Here is a 16,104-nt window from a genome sequence, read left to right on the forward strand (position 1 = left end):
CAACTATTTTATTTTATAGTGATCACTACATAATTAATTTTTACTTTAAAAACAGGATGCCTTTATGCCCACTTCCGTGGTCTCAGAACATCAATCTCCCTCAACTCAAGGCAGTTGGCTTGCCATTTTGACAGTTGCAATTGCTGCCTTTGTACTGGTCACCAGTGAATTTTTACCTGTAGGCGTACTCAATAATGTCGCCAGTGATTTACAGATTTCAACGGGTACAGCGGGTTTGGTCATTACTTTACCTGGCGTCATGGCAGCGCTGGCAGCACCGCTATTGCCTGTTTGGTTTAAGCGACTCGATCGACGTTATGTGCTCATTGTATTGACTGCGATTATGGTAATAGCCAACAGCATTACCGCATTTGCCAGCAATTTTCATATTTTGCTGCTCAGCCGTCTGATTTTAGGTATTGCGATTGGCGGATTCTGGGCAACGGCGATTGCCTTGAGTGGCAAACTTGCACCCGCCCAACTCCCGATTGCCAAAGCCACTGCCGTGGTCATGACAGGCGTGACTTTTGCAACCGTGCTAGGTGTACCGATTGGTACATGGCTCAGTGGTTTATATGGCTGGCGCAGTGCGTTTGCCATCAATGCAGGGATCGGTTTTTTGGTGCTAATTTTACAAATGCTGTGCTTGCCCAAACTGTTGCCCGAATCCGCGATTCGTTTTACTGACTTGCCCGCGCTGCTACGTGTCAGTAAGGCGCGTCGCGGGATTGTGATTATTCTATTAATCGGTCTGGCACATTTTTGTGCTTATAGCTATCTGGCACCATTTTTTAAACACATTGCAGGTTTTAACAGTGCGACGATTGGCAGCCTACTACTGCTATACGGCATTGCAGGGATTTTTGGCAATGCTTTTGCAGGCTATAGTGGCAACCTCAATATTCGCTATACCCTCGCCTTTGTAGGTTTGTGTTTTGCCATCGTATTTTTTAGTTTTCCTGTATTTGCCGTGCATCTGTCTGGCGCGTTGGTCTTGACCGCACTCTGGGGCTTTGCTTTTGGAGCATTTCCGACGACAGCCAATATCTGGATGTTCTTGCATGCAGGCGATGCGGTAGAAAAAGGTATGCCGTTATTTGTTGGCATGTTTCAGGTCATGATTGCCGTGGGTTCATTATTTGGCGGAATGGTGGTTGACCACTATAATGAAACTACGCTGATTTATAGTGTCCTGAGTTTCATTGTCTTGGCACTAATTGCCTTATTTACCCTCACTCGAGGCCTGAATAATCCTAAAATGACCTGCGAATCCTAAAATATTGCTATGAACAATGCATCAAATCTCATTCAACTCAATGACATGGTTGAAATCCATGAGTTTTTCTTCCAAGCGAATGACCAGATTTCGATGCATTGCTGTTTATGGGGTGACTTTAACTTTAGCCTCGATGGTATTTTGCAACTCCAGATTGGTGATGCGCTGTATTTAGCACCCCCGAATTACGGTTTGTGGCTTCCACCACAGACCGAGCATAGCTCTATTGCGATTGACCAACAGGTTACCCATTTTATTTGTATCCGAATTCATCCCTATTTAGCCAATAAGCTCAGCCCGCAAACTCAAACTTTGGTCACTCGACCTTTTTTTCATGCATTAGTAAAAGAAGCCTTACGAATTCAACATAGCCATCCACAGCAGTATCAGCATTTATTGCAAGTCATTTATGACCAGATCTGCATGGCAGACTGTTATGATCATTATCTGCCACAAACCAGTCATCCTGTATTGCAACCGATTCTGGCACAGTTAAGTGATTCAGCACATTTTCAGCACTCTATTCAGAAAATCCTTACTGAATTTCGTATGAGCGAACGGCATCTGTTACGTCTGAGTCAACAAGAACTTAAACTGCCCATTTCCGAATGGCGCAACCGCGCCAAGATTGTTCATGCTGTATCTTTACTGAAACAAGGGCTTGCGATTAAACAAATCGCCTACCTACTGGGGTTTCGGCATAGTTCTAGTTTTATTACGTTTTTTAAGCGTTATTTAGGCAAAACACCTGTGGAAATGCGCCTTGAACATTAGTCACGCAAATCTACTTGTCTTTCATAAAAAATCATTTTAAAACATAACTCTACTTTTTAAGGATATGATGATGAGCCAGTCAATTTTGGATATTCCTGTAAACACTATTACAGGTGAAGAAACTACGCTTGCAACCTACCAAGGCAAGGTACTTTTAGTGGTCAATGTCGCTTCAAAATGCGGCTTAACCCCACAATATGAAGGTCTGGAAAAACTGTATCAGGCAAAAAAAGCTAAAGGTTTAGAAATTTTAGGTTTCCCAGCCAACAACTTTTTGGCACAAGAGCCAGGCAGCAACGAAGAAATTCAAAAATTCTGTTCCCTGAACTACCATGTCGACTTTCCACTGTTTGCCAAAATTTCAGTTGCAGGTGAAGATAAGCATCCATTGTATCAAGCACTAATTTCGGCACAGCCTGAGCGTATTGGCGAAGGCCCTTGGTGGAAAGATTTGGTCGACTACGGCTTAACACCAAACCCAAAACCTGAAATTTTATGGAACTTTGAAAAATTCCTAATTGGCAAAAATGGTGACGTTATCGCACGTTTCGCTCCAGACATTACTGCGGATGACCCACGTATTGTCAGTGCTATTGAAGCTGAACTTGCCAAATAAGCATTCGGATGGAGTAAACTCTTCACGGGTTTACTCTACTTTTTACTGATTTATGTTTTCATAAATACTAAGCAATTTATCTAAGTTTACATTTCGCAGGCAAGTTTTCATGGTCTGTTCATGGTTTTAAAACTGTTCCAACAAAATCTTCATTCGCGCCTACCACAAATCTGTTTAAATAAAATGGTCGAAACAACAGCAATAACAAGTGGAGAATTTTATGAAACGTTTAGTTCAAGGAATCATTTTATCTTTATCTGCAACCTTAGCTGCAGGGTCAGTGTTTGCTCATCCAGATGACCCTCACTATGTCAAACAAACCGTTACAACAACTGAATGGCGAGTTGGTCATGCTGTACCGCCAGAGCATTTCAGACGTGCACATGCTGTAGATTACCGTCACTATAAAAGATTACATCACCCTGCACGCCATCAACAATGGTATCAAGTGAACCCACATAAATACGTTTTGGTAAACACTGACAACCATCGCGTGATTAAAGTGGTTCATCGTTAATTTCAGGCACAAAAAAGAGGGCATCTGCCCTCTTTTTATTGCTTCTGATTTATAAAGCTAAATCAATCACAATACGCCCATCAATCTTGCCATGTTCCATCCGCTCAAAAATATCATTAATATTTTCAAGTGGTTCAACGCTAATATGTGCTTTGACCTTGCCGCGTGCTGCAATATCTAGCGCCTCTTTTAAGTCCAAACGCGTTCCCACAATCGAACCGCGCACGGTAATTCCCTCCAGTACCATATCAAAAATCGACAGATCAAATTTACCTGGTGGCAGACCGTTCAAGACCATTGTGCCACCACGACGCACAATCGAAACTGCCTGTTCAAAGGCTTTTGGAGAAACTGCCGTTACCAGCACACCATGACACCCCTCCCCTGAAGCTTTTAGAACTTCCTCTTTGACATTCACTTTCAGGGCATTAATCCCCACATCTGCACCCAGTTCTTTTGCCAATGCAAGTTTTGAATCATCTACATCAATCGCAATAACATTGAAGCCCATGGTTTTGGCATATTGAATCGCAACATGCCCCAAGCCACCAATCCCTGAAATGGCAACCCAGTCTCCTGTTTTGGCTTCGGTCATTTTCAAACCTTTGTACACGGTCACACCTGCACACAAAATTGGCGCAATTTCAAACAGATCGACACCTTCAGGAATCACGCCGACATAATCACCATCGGCAAGGCAGTATTCTGCAAAACTGCCATTTACCGAATAACCTGAATTTTGCTGTTTCTTACACAAGGTTTCCCAACCTGCATAACAATGATCACAATGCCCACAAGCCGAATACAGCCACGGAATTCCTACTTTATCACCCACTTTCAAATGAGTAATGCCTTCCCCGACTTCCACAACCTCTCCTACACCTTCATGCCCAGGAATAAACGGAACCGTCGGTTTGATCGGCCAGTCGCCATGCATAGCATGCAGATCAGTATGGCAAACACCCGTCGCAATAACTTTGACCAAGACTTTACCTGCGCTCACTTTCGGAATCGCGACCTCTTGAATTTCTAAGGGTTGATTAAATGCTGTCACCACAGCGGCTTTCATTGTGCTTCCCATGTTATTCTCCTTATTATTTCTATTGATGAAAATGACTATTATGAGCTAAATTTAAGAATCATTCTCATCTATAAAATAAAATGACATAGGTAGGTACTTGGTAGGTTTTATGTAATGTAAAATTGTGTTTTTTAGAATTGATCTAAACAACGAAAGTCCTTTTTAAATAGTCAGTTAGAAGATCATTGATAATAATCATGGCTCTGATCTCCTCATACCTAACATGTAAATCATATATGCAACTTATTCTTTTTATTGGTATTCAGGCTGCTGGAAAGTCTACATTTTATCAACAATATTTTTATCATACGCATTTGCGCATTAATCTGGACATGCTCAAAACCCGTCATCGGGAAAATATCATTTTTGAAGCTTGTCTTGCCTCAAAAACCAAATGTGTGGTTGATAACACCAACGTCAGCATCGAAGATCGTGCCCGTTATATTCAACGCGCACAGCAGGCAGGGTTTCAGATTTTGGCTTATTACTTTGAAACAGCACTGAGTCACGCCTTAGAACGCAATGCCCAGCGACAAGGCAAAGCCAGAATACCCGACCAAGGCGTACATGCTACACATCGACGTTTACAAATCCCACAGCTTAGTGAAGGATTTGATGAAATTTATAAGGTGAAAATCAGCACACAAGGGCAATTTTCCATTCAATTGATAGCTGATCAATCGCAAGTTTAATCGGGCTTTTGTGCTTCGCGCCATTGTTTAAATGCAGCAAACATCGCTGCCGCTTCTGCGGCTGTCGCTTCATGCTGTTGCATAAAAGAAAAATCACCCCGAAAAACTGCTGCAATAACCTGCTTAGCTAACTCAACAATACTGTCACGCCCCTGCCGTTGATAAGCTTCGATCTGCTGTGCAGTTAAATGCAGATCCCAATTATAAGTTACAGCGCTATTATCCACGCTCACGCTCAAATACAGTTGTTGTTGGTCTTGGTATAATTCCCAAAAATGCGGTTCTATTTCAATGAGTTTCATAAAGTTCTACCTGACAGCGCTCATTTCTTTTATAACATAAAAAAGAGCAGATACAGGCACGACCTTGGCATAGCATCGGATGAATCGAAATGAGTATTTAAAGCATGACCAACAGAGCATTAGCATGCAATTTAACGAATGAAATACGCATGACACTACAATAAAACTGTCCATGCTTTACTTAAATTTCCATAAAAAAAGCCACTCTTTCGAGTGGCTTTTTCAATCTCAAACCGTCTCTTATTGAGCGCGGTTTTTGATTTTACGGATAGTTTCAAGCTGAGCCGCAGTTTCTGCAAGTGCAGCCAATGCAGCAGCCGAGTCCAAATCACTTTTTTGGTTGGCAAGCAATTGTTCAGCGTTTTTACGCGCTTCCATAATTGCAGCTTCATCCAAGTTGTCAGCACGGATTGCAGTATCTGCAAGAACCGTAATGACATGCGGTTGAACTTCTAACACACCACCTGATACATAGACAATTTCTTCTGTACCATTTTCCAACTGAACACGAATCGGTCCTGGTTGAAGCAAAGTTACAAGTGGAGCATGACCAGGCATAATACCCAATTCACCACCTGCACCTTTCGCGATAAGCATAGTCACAGCGCCAGAGTAAATAGACTCTTTAACACTTACGACATCACATTGCATAGTCGCCATGAGATGATCTCCTTAAATTAGAGTTTCTCGGCTTTCGCAATCACTTCGTCAATACCACCAACCATATAGAACGCTTGTTCTGGAATGTGGTCGTATTCACCAGCTAGAAGACCTTTAAAGCCACGAATTGTTTCTTTAAGCGGTACAAGTTTACCAGGAGCACCAGTAAACACTTCAGCTACGTGGAACGGTTGAGAGAAGAAACGTTGGATTTTACGCGCACGGTAAACAACCAATTTATCTTCTTCAGCCAATTCGTCCATACCCAAAATCGCGATGATGTCTTTAAGCTCTTTATAACGTTGCAATACGTTCTGTACAGAACGTGCAATTTCATAATGCTCAGCACCAACAACCAATGGGTCTAGCTGACGAGAAGTTGAGTCTAGTGGATCGATCGCTGGGTAAATACCAGAAGATGCAATGTCACGGCTCAATACTACAGTTGCGTCTAAGTGAGCAAATGTTGTTGCAGGCGATGGATCTGTTAAGTCATCGGCAGGTACATAAACTGCTTGGATCGAAGTGATCGAACCAGATTTAGTCGATGTAATACGCTCTTGAAGAACACCCATTTCTTCTGCAAGTGTAGGTTGGTAACCTACCGCAGATGGCATACGACCTAGAAGTGCAGACACTTCGGTACCAGCCAATGTGTAACGGTAAATGTTGTCAACGAACAACAATACGTCACGGCCTTTACCGTTTTCATCTTTCTCGTCACGGAAGTATTCAGCCATGGTCAAACCAGTCAACGCTACGCGTAAACGGTTACCTGGTGGCTCGTTCATCTGACCGTAGACCATCGCTACTTTATCAAGAACGTTAGAATCTTTCATTTCGTGATAGAAGTCATTCCCTTCACGAGTACGCTCACCAACACCAGCAAACACAGACAAACCTGAGTGAGCTTTCGCGATGTTGTTGATCAATTCCATCATGTTTACGGTTTTACCAACACCCGCACCACCGAACAGACCAACTTTACCACCTTTAGCGAACGGGCAAAGTAAGTCAATGACTTTAATACCAGTTTCTAAAAGGTCAGTAGAAGCTGCTTGTTCAGCATAAGAAGGAGCTTGACGATGAATCGGCAAACGCGCTTCTGTTGCAACTGGACCAGCTTCATCAATTGGGCGACCAAGAACGTCCATGATACGGCCAAGAGTGGCAGTACCTACTGGTACAGAGATTGGTGCACCAGAGTTAATTACGTTAAGGCCACGTTTAAGACCTTCGGTAGAACCCATTGCGATGGTACGAACTACGCCATCACCAAGTTGTTGCTGAACTTCCAAAGTAGTTTCAGTACCGTCAACTTGGAGAGCGTCATAGATCTTAGGAACGCTATTACGTTCAAACTCGACGTCGATAACCGCGCCGATGATCTGAATGATACGACCGCTACTCATTGCTGTCTCCTCAATTCAAACTAATAATGTTAAACGGCAGCGGCACCACCAACGATCTCAGAAATTTCCTGAGTAATCGCGGCTTGACGCAGCTTGTTATAAATAAGTTGTAGGCTCTTGATAAGGTCACCCGCATTGTCGGTTGCAGCTTTCATTGCGACCATACGTGCAGATTGCTCACAAGCAATGTTTTCAATCACGCCTTGATAAACCATAGACTCGATATAGCGAACCAATAAACCATTTAACAGCTCTTCAGCTTCTGGTTCATAAATATAGTCCCAACCGTATTGACGGTTCAGGCTCTCGTCCGTATCAGCCGCAGCCAAAGGAACAAGTTGTTCAACTTTTTGATTTTGAGTCATGGCATTGACAAAGCCGTTGGATACGAGATAAATACGATCTAATTCGCCTTTATCAAACGCATCTAACATCACTTGTACAGAACCAGATAACTGCTCAAGACTTGGCGCATCGCCTACGTTCGTAGTTGCACCAAGCACTTTACCGCCGTAGTTTTTAAAAAACGAAACCGCTTTTTGACCAATTAAAGCAAATTGAACTTCAATTGACTGCTCTTGTTGTTGTTGTACGTGTTTAACAACTTTTTTGAACAAGTTAATGTTCAAACCACCTGCCAAACCACGATCTGAAGACACAATGATATAGCCAACGCGTTTTACTGGACGTTCAACCATATAACGGTGTTTATATTCAGGATTCGCTTGTACCAAATGAGCAATTACACGGTGCATATTTTCGGCATACGGACGGCCTTGAGCCATGCGCTCTTGCGCACGACGCATCTTAGAAGCTGCTACCATTTGCATCGCGCGAGTAATCTTTTGCGTGCTCTTGATACTAGCTACTTTGGCGCGAATTTCTTTTAAATTTGCCATACGCTTAACCTAGTATTCGAAAGCTCTTTCGAGCTTCCGAAGGTTGATCCGTGAACCAAACCTAACTAAGACTGAACTTAGTAAGTTTGAGTCGCTTTAAAGCTTTCAATACCTGCTTTGATTGCAGCTTCGATGTCTTTGTTATAATCACCAGTTTCATCGATTTTTTGCATTAACGCAGCATTTTCTGAACGGAAGTAAGCAATAAGCGCAGCATCAAATGCAACGATTTTCTTCACTTCAACATCAGCCATATAGCCTTCGTTAGATGCATAAATTGAAACAGCTTGGTCAGCGATTGAGTAAGGAGCATATTGTTTTTGCTTCATTAACTCAGTTACACGTTGACCATGTTCAAGTTGCTTACGAGTTGCTTCGTCAAGATCAGAAGCGAACTGAGCAAATGCTGCCAATTCACGGTATTGCGCCAAAGCAGTACGGATACCACCAGACAATTTTTTGATGATCTTAGTTTGAGCAGAACCACCAACACGCGATACAGAAATACCCGCGTTCACCGCAGGACGAATACCTGCGTTGAATAATGAAGTTTCTAAGAAGATCTGACCATCTGTAATCGAAATTACGTTGGTTGGTACGAATGCAGATACGTCACCGGCTTGAGTTTCAATAATCGGCAATGCAGTTAATGAACCAGTTTGGCCTTTAACTTCACCGTTAGTGAATTTCTCAACGTAGTCAGCAGATACACGTGAAGCACGTTCAAGAAGACGTGAGTGTAAATAGAATACGTCACCAGGATATGCTTCACGACCTGGTGGGCGACGTAAAAGCAATGAAATTTGACGATACGCAACAGCTTGTTTAGACAAGTCATCATAAATGATCAACGCATCTTCACCGCGGTCACGGAAATATTCGCCCATTGTACAACCAGAATATGGAGCCAAATACAACATTGCTGCTGGATCGGCTGCCGCAGCTGCGACAACAGTGGTGTACGCCATAGCACCAGTTTCTTCAAGCTTGCGTACAACGTTAGCGATAGTCGATTGTTTTTGACCAATTGCTACGTATACACACTTAATGCCAGAATTTTTCTGAGCGATGATCGCATCGATCGCCATTGCTGTTTTACCAGTTTGACGGTCACCAATGATCAACTCACGTTGACCACGACCCACAGGGATCATTGTATCTACTGATTTATAACCAGTTTGTACAGGTTGATCCACTGATTGACGCCAAATTACACCTGGTGCTACTTTTTCAACAGCATCAGTTAATTTTGCATCAATTGGGCCTTTACCATCAATTGGGTTACCCAAAGCATCTACGACACGACCTAAAAGTTCTGGACCAACCGGAACTTCTAATACACGGCCTGTACAACGAGCTTTTTGACCTTCTTGAAGGCTTAAGTAGTTACCTAAAACAACGACGCCCACTGAATCCTGTTCTAGGTTCAGTGCCATACCAAATAAGCCGCCGTCGAATTCGATCATTTCACCGTACATTGCATCAGCAAGGCCGTGAATACGCACAATACCGTCGGATACCATAACAATGGTACCTTCGTTTTTAGCGGTCGCGCTGGTGTCCAGATCGCCGATACGCTGTTTAATGAGCGCACTGATCTCGGATGGATTCAGTTGTTGCATTGCGCTATACCTCAATCTTTAATTAGTTCAGTCTTCTATGCAATTAAGCAAGAAGACGTGTCCGCATTTTTTCAAGCTTGTTAAGCGCAGAATCATCTATCACTTGGTCGCCTGCACGAATAACCACACCCGCAATTAACGCAGGGTTAACTTCTACAGTTACATCTACTGCAGCTTCAAAGCGTTTTTCTAACGCATGAGCAAGTAATTGTTCTTGTACAGAAGTCAATGGGAATGCTGATTCAATCACAACATCCACAGTATTGTTATTCTGTGATTTGAGTTGTTCGTATTCTGCAGCAATTTCAGGAAGCAAAGCCAAACGGCTGTTTTCAGCCAGCAATGTCAGAAAGTTTGACACTGCCGCTGTTTGGTCTTCACCTAAAATTTTTGCAAAAAGACTAACCTGCTCAGCAGGTGTAAGCTCAGGGCGATTTAAGTAAGCTGAAAATGCTTCATCTTGCACCGCAGCACTGAGCAAGTTTAATGCATTTGACCAATTGTCAGTTGCACTTTGCTCAGAAGCGTAAGCAAATGCTGCTTTAGCGTATGGGCGTGCTAACGTCAAGAATTCAGCCATAATCTGCCTCTCTTAAAGTTTAGCAGCCAGCTGAGTCAGCATGGCATTGTGAGCTTCTGCGTCAACTTGCTGGTTCAGGATTTTTTCTGCACCAGTAACTGCAAGAGCAGCAACTTGTTGACGTAATTCTTCGCGCGCAGAATTGATTTCTGTATCAACAGCTTCTTTTGCCTGTTGACGAATACGCTCACCTTCAGCAGATGCTTGAATACGCGCTTCTTCGACCAATTGTGCTGCACGACGGTTCGCTTGTTCGATCAATTGAGCCGCTTGTGCTTTTGCTGCGTCTAACTCTTGCTTTACTTGTGCTTGCGCATCAGCAAGGTCAGCTTTCGCTTTTTCTGCAGCATTTAAGCCATCAGCGATTTTACGCTGACGCTCACTAATCGCATTGATTAGTGGTGGCCATACAAATTTCATGCAGAATGCGACAAACATCGCAAATGCAATTGCTTGACCAATCAATGTGAGGTTGATATTCATTGCTATTCCTCAATAGTTTAATTTAGGAATTAAGCTGATTAACCTACAAATGGATTAGCGAAGATGAAGAACAAGCCAATACCAACACCGATCATAGGCACAGCATCAAGAAGACCCGCGATTAAGAACATACGAGTTTGAAGTTGTGGAGCCAATTCTGGTTGACGAGCAACAGCTTCCAAGAAGCGACCGCCTAAAAGACCAAAACCAATTGCAGTACCCAAAGCACCAAAAGCGATCAAAATAGCAGCAGCAATTGCAACTAAACCTGGAACGATAGACATGAAAAATTCCTCAGAGGTTAGGTTTATACCAATTAAATTAAAAAATTTTATGCCTAACCACCCATTGGATAGTTAGGCGTTACCATTAATGTTTTTCGCTTGCCATGCTCAAGTAAACGATTGTTAGCATCATAAAGATAAATGCTTGCAATGTAATTACAAGAATGTGGAAGATAGCCCAAGGCACAGCCAACGCCCATTGGATCCAGAACGGTAATAATGCGATAAGGATAAAGATTAATTCACCCGCATACATGTTACCGAATAGTCGTAGAGCCAATGAAACTGGTCGTGCAAGGAAGGTTACTAATTCCAAGATTAAGTTAACAGGAATTAGACACGCTTTTGCAATTGGATTACTTGGGTTAAATGGGTTAAGCGCCAATTCGCCAACAAAACCACCAATGCCTTTCTCACGAATGCTATAGAACAAGATCAGCACAAATACAGACAATGACATACCTAGGGTAATATTCGGGTCTGTAGAAGGAACGATCTTGAAGTAAACGTGATGAGGGTCCATGCCAAATACGCTTGCACCAATGTGTTGAGCCAAATATGGAATCCAGTCAACAGGAATCAAGTCCATTAAGTTCATGAGGAAAATCCACACGAAAATGGTCAGTGAAAGTGGTGCGATTAAACGAGATTTACCATGGAAGGTATCGCGAACGCTTGAGTCAACAAACTCGATCACCATTTCAATTGCTGCTTGGAATTTTGTAGGCACACCAGAATTGGCAGCTTTCGCAACACACCAAAAAAGCAAACAGAAAATCAGACCTAAGCCGATTGACCAACCCATTGAGTCCAAGTGAATAGCAGAAAAACCCATTTCATGAGCTTCTTTCGCATTCTCAGCCAATTTCCATGTACCGTCCGGCATTTTGCCATAGGCCAAATTGGTCAAGTGATGCTTAATATACTCTGTCGAAGTAAGGGCATGTTCTTCAGCAGCCATAAATCACACCTGGTCAATGTCAATTAATAAAAAGAGAGATGAATATCGCACGCTGCTAGATATCTCATCTTGCTCTATATATTCAATTTTTTATGCGCCTATACTCGTTTTTGTTGACGTGATACCCACCAAGGAGCAACCCACGACATGGCTTGAACGAGAATAAAACCACAAAACAATGCCACCGATGACAACGGCTTAACATTGCTTAAAATCAAAATCAGTCCAACGATCACAATAGCAAACTTGCCCATCATGCCTCGATACATATTTGAAAGCACTTGCTTTGAAGCACGCGCTCCCGCAACCCGAAAAGATTGCCAGGCAAAGTAACAATGTGCCAGCCAACAAACCAGTCCGCCCAAGGCGACGCTTTTGGCTACCACGATGTCTTTAAGCACCCAAGCAATCAAAGTTGCAACAGGTATCGTCAATGCTTGCAAGAAGACCAAAGCTTTCGCCAATCGTCGGTCAATCATGCGACTTGGTCGGCTCATTATTATCCACTCACAGCATAAAAGCTTGACAAGTTAAGCTGATGATCGTTTTTAATCGGAGGCATTATAGAGTCCCCCCCCTAAACATGCAATCTTTTCCCGACTTAAGACGTATGATTTTCAAATAATCTATATATTTTTAATTTCCTATTAAGATTCTCTTAATTTGATTATTTTCGTATGTTTCTTGCGCAATTTTGAATATTTTTTGCTAAATCCGTCCAACCCTGAATAAAGTCATTTTCTGCACTCATACTTTCGTCTACTGCCTGAAAACGCACAGGCTGCAAAATTTGATATTGGCTATTTGCCTGCCCTTCTGCCAACAAGCACATTTGTGGATACGGACGATGATCATTGAGATACTTAATTTGAGTGACCGTAGCAGGAATGTGCGGGTCGGTACTTAAAGCACCCGCAAGATGTAAATTGAGTGCATGTTCCAGATACTGATAAGCATCATGATATGACCAATAGTCAACCGTATTTTTATAACTACCAGCTTGCTTACTTTTCACCAATAGCTGCCGAGCAAAGGTTTTTGCATTCGCCCAATATTGAGCTTTATGTTCAGGGTGCTGCTTAGAACGTAATGCCGCAATAAAAAAACCAATTCGAACTGCATTATTTGGATCTAACCAAACATGAGTATCAACGGTATTTACAATCGGTTTTCCCTGCACATCTCGCACTGGCAAAGTCGCTAAAATCCTAGAATTGAGCAACGAAATTGCTCGGGGATTCTGTCCCAGTAGCTTCTCTAATGGCGCTTCATGTGCTTTGCCCAACCAGATCACCAATTCTGCATCTTGAACCGCTTTTCGATTGGCGGGTGTCAGTTGTACATCATGCCCAGATTGATTGCCCAATAATAGAGTTGGCGTTTCAACACCTTTGGTCACTTCTTTAGCGATTAAGTATAAAGGGTGAATGGATACCACCAAGCCCTGTGCCCATAAACTGCCACTCATGCACAGCAAGACACACACTGCAAAAAAACGCGCCATCATGTTCAAACGATCTCTATATATCATCACTTGGGATTTAATGTTACACTATAACACTAAAATTAATGATATTGTTATAAAAGAGTTAACTTATCTGTTTTGGTGCACCATAGGTGAGATATTTATGAGTTCATGTTCGCATTCACATGCCAATAGCTTACACGAGGTACATGATCACGGCGATATTCAAGCTCGCCTAGAGCAGGCAGAAGCGCTGTGCCTAACTTCTGGTGCACGCCTTACACCTTTGCGTCGAGAAGTTTTGCATTTAATTTTGAATGCATCAGGACCGATTGGTGCATATGATATTCTGGCAAAAATAAAAAATACATCAGATAAACCTGCTGCGCCACCAACCGTTTACCGCAGTTTGGACTTTTTACTGGATAAAGGCTTAATTCATCGTCTAAGTTCAATTAATGCCTTTATTCCTTGCTGTCACCCTCGTGAAGGTCATCAGGCAGCATTTTTAATCTGTGTAAGCTGTAAAGCGGTTAAAGAAGCTTCTGCCGATGCCTTGATGGCACATCTCAATGCATTAGCACATTCGGATGAATTTAATATTCATCACACCATTATTGAAATTTCAGGAAAATGCCAACAGTGCACACAACGTCACTAACGCCTGCGCTCATTTCATTACAGAAAATTTATGTCCGAATTGATGAACGCGAGATTCTTAAACAGGTCGACTTTGAGTTACATCCCAATGAAATTGTGACACTGATTGGCCCAAATGGCGCTGGAAAATCTACGCTCATTAAAGTCCTTTTAGGCATTGTCAAACCTACGTCTGGTAAAATTCTAAAAGATCGCAGTTTAAAATTTGCTTATGTTCCGCAGAAGTTTAACCCCTCTCACAGTTTGCCGTTACGTGTCCGAGATTTATTGGCGTTAGAGGCGTGTGATACGATAATCAAACAACAGATTATTGCGGAAACTGGCATTGAAAAACTTCAAGATGCCAAAGTACAGCAACTTTCTGGTGGTGAACGCCAGCGAGTACTTTTGGCGCGGGCATTACTGCGCAAACCACAAGTTTTGGTGCTTGATGAACCGATGCAAGGGCTGGATATTCAGTCTGAAGCCGAGCTATACGAATATGTACGTAGTTTGCCTGAGCGTTATGGCTGTGCGGTACTCATGGTTTCGCATGACCTGCAATGGGTGATGCAAGGAACGCATCGAGTGGTTTGCCTGAACAAACATATCTGCTGTAGCGGGTCTCCAGAAAATGTCCAGCAACATCCTGAGTACCAAGCTATTTTTGGCACACAGCGAGCGTTTTACCAGCATCATCACGATCATTGTGCACATGGCGACAGCCCAACTGCAAGCTGCGAACATGACACTCGCCCTCACATTCACCCAGAACCGGAAGCTTAGCGCATGATGGAATGGTTTCAACTTTTGCTCCCAGCATGGGTTATGGGTGCTTTACTGATCATTTTAACTGCACCATTGGGCTGCCTTATGCTTTGGCGCCGTATGTCATTTTTTGCAGATACCATGTCCCATGGCACGTTACTCGGCGTAGCGGTTGCAGGGGTTTTACAGTTGCCTATGTGGGTCGGCGTCGCAAGCTTAGCGATTTTACTGGTCTGTATTTTATGGATTTTGCATGATCGGCGTTTGCCCAACGACGCACTACTGGCGCTGTGTGCAGCCACCCTGCTCTGTTCAGGTCTGATACTGATTCAGAACCTTCCTGCTCTACGTCCTGAATTACTCAGTTACTTATTTGGGGATTTACTCACCATTAGTTGGTCAGACCTTCCTATTTTTGCAGTCATTATTATCGTTTCTATCAGTATTTTATGGAAATTTTGGTCAGCACAAATTCAGATTGCAATTGACCCAGATATTGCAATTAGTGAAGGTGTAAATGCCAAATTGCAGCGTTTTATCTTCATGCTGCTTTTGGCATTATTTACCGTATTGGCACTACGCGCAGTCGGTTCACTGTTGATGGGTGCTCTCTTGGTGATTCCAGCATTAGCAGCACGTCTCTTGGCAGACTCTCCTAAACAAATGGTGTTGTATGCTTTTATCATTGGTCAAATTGCTTTGGGTATTGGCTTATGGGCCAGTGCCTTACTCAACATTGCCAGTGGTTTAAGTATTGTACTGACCATGTCGAGTATTTTCTTTACGTTATTTTGCTGGCAAAAAATTCGTAGCACTTTATAAAAACGGATTTTCAACTTCCTGCTCGGGTTGATGTGCAATCTTCTCGGGCAAGTTTTCCTGTTGTTCTAACACTTCAACTACCTGATTAATCAAGCTTTGCAGCGCTTTTGCAGCTGCAAGCCCCTGCTGATCTTTGGTAATTTGCAGATTGCCATACAGATTGATGCAATCTAGCTGATTTTCTAAAGTTAAGTCATAAATTGCAGAGGATGACTGGTCTTCAGCAAATGGTTTAAACATAATTCAGCTCC

At 42.7% G+C, this 16,104-nt stretch carries 21 protein-coding genes; 8 read left to right on the top strand and 13 right to left on the bottom strand.

From position 1 onward, the window contains the following. Positions 1–64: 64 nt before the first annotated feature. The 4 genes from E0H77_RS05665 (at position 65) to E0H77_RS05680 (ending at position 3,183) form a co-directional block, all read left to right on the top strand. Complete coding sequence (locus E0H77_RS05665) at positions 65–1,276, top strand: MFS transporter (RefSeq protein ID WP_131375707.1); 1,212 nt, start codon at positions 65–67, stop codon at positions 1,274–1,276. Between the two features lie 9 nt (positions 1,277–1,285). Continuing rightward, positions 1,286–2,050, top strand: coding sequence for an AraC family transcriptional regulator (locus tag E0H77_RS05670; RefSeq protein WP_131375709.1), 765 nt, complete (start codon positions 1,286–1,288; stop codon positions 2,048–2,050). Positions 2,051–2,120: 70 nt separating this feature from the next. Beyond that, positions 2,121–2,666, top strand: coding sequence for a glutathione peroxidase (locus E0H77_RS05675; protein WP_131375711.1), 546 nt, complete (start codon positions 2,121–2,123; stop codon positions 2,664–2,666). Between the two features lie 220 nt (positions 2,667–2,886). Then, positions 2,887–3,183 carry an RcnB family protein gene (locus E0H77_RS05680; protein ID WP_131375718.1) on the top strand — a complete coding sequence of 99 codons (297 nt, stop codon included), beginning with the start codon at positions 2,887–2,889 and terminating at the stop codon, positions 3,181–3,183. Between the two features lie 49 nt (positions 3,184–3,232). On the opposite strand, the gene adhP is transcribed toward E0H77_RS05680, so the two are convergent. Next, entirely contained in the window at positions 3,233–4,264 is a 1,032-nt protein-coding gene (gene adhP / locus E0H77_RS05685; RefSeq protein ID WP_131375720.1) for an alcohol dehydrogenase AdhP, read from the bottom strand. Positions 4,265–4,500: 236 nt separating this feature from the next. Between adhP and E0H77_RS05690 the strand changes: the two genes are divergently transcribed. After that, positions 4,501–4,956, top strand: coding sequence for an ATP-binding protein (locus E0H77_RS05690; RefSeq protein ID WP_131375722.1), 456 nt, complete (start codon positions 4,501–4,503; stop codon positions 4,954–4,956). On the opposite strand, the gene E0H77_RS05695 is transcribed toward E0H77_RS05690, so the two are convergent. The 11 genes from E0H77_RS05695 to E0H77_RS05745 form a co-directional block, all read right to left on the bottom strand. Beyond that, on the bottom strand, positions 4,953–5,258 hold the full coding sequence (locus E0H77_RS05695) for a hypothetical protein (protein ID WP_131375724.1): 306 nt from the start codon (positions 5,256–5,258) through the stop codon (positions 4,953–4,955). The two genes, E0H77_RS05690 and E0H77_RS05695, sit on opposite strands and share 4 nt — an antisense overlap. Before the next feature lie 240 nt (positions 5,259–5,498). Then, on the bottom strand, positions 5,499–5,918 hold the full coding sequence (locus E0H77_RS05700; protein WP_004750042.1) for a F0F1 ATP synthase subunit epsilon: 420 nt from the start codon (positions 5,916–5,918) through the stop codon (positions 5,499–5,501). A 17-nt stretch (positions 5,919–5,935) separates the two neighbouring features. Next, positions 5,936–7,330, bottom strand: coding sequence for a F0F1 ATP synthase subunit beta (gene atpD / locus E0H77_RS05705; RefSeq protein WP_131312460.1), 1,395 nt, complete (start codon positions 7,328–7,330; stop codon positions 5,936–5,938). Positions 7,331–7,359: 29 nt separating this feature from the next. After that, complete coding sequence (gene atpG, locus E0H77_RS05710; RefSeq protein ID WP_004750045.1) at positions 7,360–8,229, bottom strand: F0F1 ATP synthase subunit gamma; 870 nt, start codon at positions 8,227–8,229, stop codon at positions 7,360–7,362. A gap of 77 nt (positions 8,230–8,306) precedes the next feature. Beyond that, positions 8,307–9,851: a F0F1 ATP synthase subunit alpha gene (gene atpA / locus E0H77_RS05715; protein WP_131312461.1), complete on the bottom strand. Its 1,545-nt coding sequence runs from the start codon at positions 9,849–9,851 to the stop codon at positions 8,307–8,309. Between the two features lie 43 nt (positions 9,852–9,894). Further along, complete coding sequence (locus E0H77_RS05720) at positions 9,895–10,431, bottom strand: F0F1 ATP synthase subunit delta (protein ID WP_004902729.1); 537 nt, start codon at positions 10,429–10,431, stop codon at positions 9,895–9,897. Positions 10,432–10,443: 12 nt separating this feature from the next. Then, a complete protein-coding gene (locus E0H77_RS05725; RefSeq protein WP_004750050.1) occupies positions 10,444–10,914 on the bottom strand; it encodes a F0F1 ATP synthase subunit B in 471 nt (156 codons plus the stop codon). 38 nt (positions 10,915–10,952) lie between these two features. Then, complete coding sequence (gene atpE / locus E0H77_RS05730) at positions 10,953–11,198, bottom strand: F0F1 ATP synthase subunit C (protein WP_004750052.1); 246 nt, start codon at positions 11,196–11,198, stop codon at positions 10,953–10,955. An 85-nt stretch (positions 11,199–11,283) separates the two neighbouring features. Further along, positions 11,284–12,159, bottom strand: a complete 876-nt coding sequence (gene atpB / locus E0H77_RS05735; RefSeq protein WP_131312462.1) for a F0F1 ATP synthase subunit A — start codon at positions 12,157–12,159, stop codon at positions 11,284–11,286. A 98-nt stretch (positions 12,160–12,257) separates the two neighbouring features. Then, positions 12,258–12,656, bottom strand: coding sequence for an ATP synthase subunit I (locus E0H77_RS05740; RefSeq protein WP_004750055.1), 399 nt, complete (start codon positions 12,654–12,656; stop codon positions 12,258–12,260). Positions 12,657–12,826: 170 nt separating this feature from the next. Continuing rightward, a complete protein-coding gene (locus E0H77_RS05745; protein ID WP_171478320.1) occupies positions 12,827–13,663 on the bottom strand; it encodes a metal ABC transporter solute-binding protein, Zn/Mn family in 837 nt (278 codons plus the stop codon). Between the two features lie 124 nt (positions 13,664–13,787). On the opposite strand from E0H77_RS05745, the gene E0H77_RS05750 reads away from it, so the two are divergent. Genes E0H77_RS05750 through znuB form a run of 3 tightly spaced genes read left to right on the top strand, consistent with a single transcriptional unit; the run spans position 13,788 to position 15,853 of the window. Then, on the top strand, positions 13,788–14,285 hold the full coding sequence (locus E0H77_RS05750; RefSeq protein ID WP_131312464.1) for a transcriptional repressor: 498 nt from the start codon (positions 13,788–13,790) through the stop codon (positions 14,283–14,285). After that, positions 14,258–15,049, top strand: coding sequence for a zinc ABC transporter ATP-binding protein ZnuC (gene znuC, locus E0H77_RS05755; RefSeq protein ID WP_131375728.1), 792 nt, complete (start codon positions 14,258–14,260; stop codon positions 15,047–15,049). Before E0H77_RS05750 ends, znuC begins: the two co-directional genes overlap by 28 nt. Before the next feature lie 3 nt (positions 15,050–15,052). Continuing rightward, a complete protein-coding gene (znuB, locus tag E0H77_RS05760; protein WP_131375730.1) occupies positions 15,053–15,853 on the top strand; it encodes a zinc ABC transporter permease subunit ZnuB in 801 nt (266 codons plus the stop codon). Here the strand turns inward: znuB and E0H77_RS05765 are convergent. Further along, entirely contained in the window at positions 15,848–16,093 is a 246-nt protein-coding gene (locus E0H77_RS05765; protein WP_131312467.1) for a hypothetical protein, read from the bottom strand. The genes znuB and E0H77_RS05765 overlap by 6 nt on opposite strands. Positions 16,094–16,104: the final 11 nt, after the last annotated feature.

This window comes from Acinetobacter brisouioides (genome assembly GCF_004331075.1).
Taxonomy (GTDB): domain Bacteria; phylum Pseudomonadota; class Gammaproteobacteria; order Pseudomonadales; family Moraxellaceae; genus Acinetobacter.